Annotated in this window: 3 protein-coding genes and 1 pseudogene; 2 read left to right on the top strand and 2 right to left on the bottom strand. The window is 64.1% G+C overall.

From position 1 onward, the window contains the following. The coding region (locus tag H3V53_RS42665; RefSeq protein WP_336602814.1) for a CoA transferase at nt 1-180 on the bottom strand (180 nt) is incomplete at its 3' end. A 268-nt stretch (nt 181-448) separates the two neighbouring features. Here H3V53_RS42665 and sucC point away from each other — a divergent pair. Continuing rightward, the gene (gene sucC / locus H3V53_RS42660) at nt 449-1660 is read left to right on the top strand and encodes an ADP-forming succinate--CoA ligase subunit beta (protein WP_336602966.1); all 1212 of its coding nucleotides are present in this window, start codon (nt 449-451) and stop codon (nt 1658-1660) included. A gap of 1 nt (nt 1661) precedes the next feature. Then, nucleotides 1662-2535, top strand: a pseudogene (gene sucD / locus H3V53_RS42655) (succinate--CoA ligase subunit alpha). Nucleotides 2536-2649: 114 nt separating this feature from the next. Here sucD and H3V53_RS42650 read toward each other — a convergent pair. Then, on the bottom strand, nt 2650-2857 hold a 208-nt coding region (locus H3V53_RS42650; RefSeq protein WP_336602965.1), incomplete at its 5' end, for an FCD domain-containing protein.

The raw sequence follows: 2857 nt of genomic DNA, 5'->3' as shown, positions 1-2857 counted from the left end.
GAAGTACAGGCTGTCGGCGTCGGGCACGTCGCGCAGCTGCTCGCGCGTGATGTCGCCCGCGCCCGCACGCTCCACCTTGATCACGTCCGCGCCGAACCATGCCAGCAGCTGCGTGCAGGTCGGCCCCGACTGCACATGCGTGAAATCGAGAATGCGCACACCGTCGAGTGCTTTGCCCATGTTCTGTCCCCTCCGAGCATCAGGCGTCGGCTATTTTTCGATCGCCCGTGTTCTATACGGTATGTGATATATCAAATCGTCGCAAGCGCTTTCATGGACGTAAGGACAATCCCGAAAACCGCTTATCCGCCTTACCCAACAAGGCTCAGGCGACGTTTTCGAGCCCGCGGAACGGGTTTTGTAAAGGGAAAACCCCGATCGAGCCACATCTGATATATCACATACCATATTTCTACCCTGACCCGACCGCCCACTTTCGAGGAGACAGATGAACATTCACGAATATCAGGCGAAGGCGTTGCTGAGGGACTACGGCGTGGCCGTGCCGAACGGGCGCGTCGCGTTCACGCCGCAGGAGGCCGAAGACGCGGCGCTCGCCATCGGCGGCGAGACCTGGGTGGTCAAATCGCAGATCCACGCGGGCGGGCGCGGCGCCGGACGTTTCGCCGGCGATCCGAACGGCAAAGGTGGCGTGCGGGTCGTCCGGTCGGTCAGCGACGTCGGGCTGCATGCCGCGCAGATGCTGTCGCACGTGCTCGTCACCAAGCAGACGGGGCCGGCGGGCCGCGAAGTGAAGCGCGTCTATATTGAGGAAGGCTGCGCGATCGAGCGCGAGCTGTATCTCGGCATGCTGATCGACCGCGGCACGTCGCGCATCACGGTGATGGCGTCGACGGAAGGCGGCATGGAGATCGAGGACGTGGCCGCGCGCACGCCGGAAAAAATCCTCAAGGTCGCCATCGATCCCGCGACGGGCCTGCAACCCTTTCACGCGCGCCAGCTCGCTTTCCGTCGTGGCTTGACGGGCAAGCAGGTCAAGTCGGCGACGCAGTTCATCGCCAATGCGTATCGCGCGTTCGTCGAACTGGATGCGTCGATTGTCGAGATCAATCCCCTCGTCGTCACGCAGCAAGGCGACGTGATCGCGCTCGACGCGAAGATCAATTTCGACGACAACGCCCTCTTCCGTCATCCGTCCGTCGAAGCGCTGCGCGACGAAGCCGAAGAAGATCCCGCCGAACTCGAAGCCGCGAAACACGGCCTGAATTACGTGACGCTCGACGGCAACATTGGCTGCATGGTCAACGGCGCCGGCCTCGCGATGGCGACCATGGACATCATCAAGCTCTACGGCGGCGAGCCCGCGAACTTTCTCGACGTCGGCGGCGGCGCGACCAAAGAGCGCGTCGCAACCGCGTTCCGGCTGATTCTGCGCGACGAAAAAGTCGCGGGCATTCTCGTCAACATTTTCGGCGGCATCATGCGCTGCGATGTGATCGCCGAAGGCGTCGTGAGCGCGGCGCGCGAAGTGGATCTGCGCGTGCCGCTCGTCGTGCGGCTGGAAGGCACGAATGTCGAACTCGGCAAGCAGATCCTGCGCGATTCCGGCCTGCCGATCCTATCGGCCGATCATCTTGCGGACGCAGCGAGCAAGGTCGTGGCCGCAGTCAGGGAAAACAACGCGACGGAGGTGAGCTGACATGGCCGTACTGATCGATCGAAACACGAAAGTGATCTGCCAGGGCTTCACGGGCTCGCAAGGCTCGTTTCATTCCGAACAGGCGCTCGCGTACGGCACGCAGATGGTCGGCGGCGTGACGCCGGGCAAAGGCGGCACGACGCATCTCGGACTGCCCGTGTTCGACACCGTTGCCGATGCCGTCGATGCGACGCAGGCGAACGCATCCGTGATCTACGTGCCGCCGCCGATGGCCGCCGATGCGATTCTCGAAGCCGTCGATGCGGAAGTTCCGCTGGTGGTGTGCATCACAGAAGGCATTCCCGTCATCGACATGGTGCGCGTGAAGCGCGCGCTCGCCGGCTCGGCGACGCGCCTGGTCGGGCCGAACTGCCCCGGCGTCATCACGCCGGGCCAGTGCAAGATCGGCATCATGCCGGGCCATATTCACCGGCCGGGCAAGATCGGCGTCGTGTCGCGCTCGGGCACGCTGACTTACGAAGCCGTCGCGCAGACCACGGCGGCGGGCCTCGGGCAGACCACGTGCATCGGCATTGGGGGGGGACCCCGTGAACGGCACGAACTTCATCGACTGCCTGGAAATGTTTCTCGCCGACGACGACACGCACGGCATCATCATGATCGGCGAAATCGGCGGATCGGCCGAAGAGGACGCCGCGCAGTTCCTGAAGGATTCGCGCACGGCGAAGCCCGTGGTCGGTTTCATCGCCGGCACCAGCGCGCCGCCGGGGCGCCGGATGGGCCACGCGGGCGCGATCATCTCGGGCGGCAAGGGCACGGCGGGCGCGAAGATCGATGCGATGCGCTCGGCGGGCGTTCACGTCGCGCAATCGCCCGCCGCGCTCGGCGAAACGATGTTGCAGGCGATGCGTTGAAGTCGACGTATTGGGCTCGCCCGCGCGCGTGAGCCATGAAAAAAGCCAGCGGACTTTGCGCTCCGCTGGCTTCGATTCTTCAATGCGCTCCGACGCACGCGAATGCGTTCGCGCTCAATCGAGGAAATCGCAATTCGCTTCGACGAACGCCGCAAGACCGAGCGAGTGATCGCGCACGAGCCGCTCGGCGAGTTCGGTATCGCGCTTTTCCAGCGCCTCGATGATGCGCAGATGGTCGACGATCGAGCGCGACGCGCGGTCGCTCTGCGAAATCGTCATGCGGCGAATCGCGCGCACGTGGATGAAGATGTTCTTGATCGTG

Source organism: Paraburkholderia bengalensis (assembly GCF_037126505.1).
Classification (GTDB): Bacteria; Pseudomonadota; Gammaproteobacteria; order Burkholderiales; family Burkholderiaceae; genus Paraburkholderia; species Paraburkholderia bengalensis.
The sequence above is the reverse complement of the archived record's forward strand: the minus strand, read 5'-3'. Positions and strand labels throughout refer to the sequence as shown.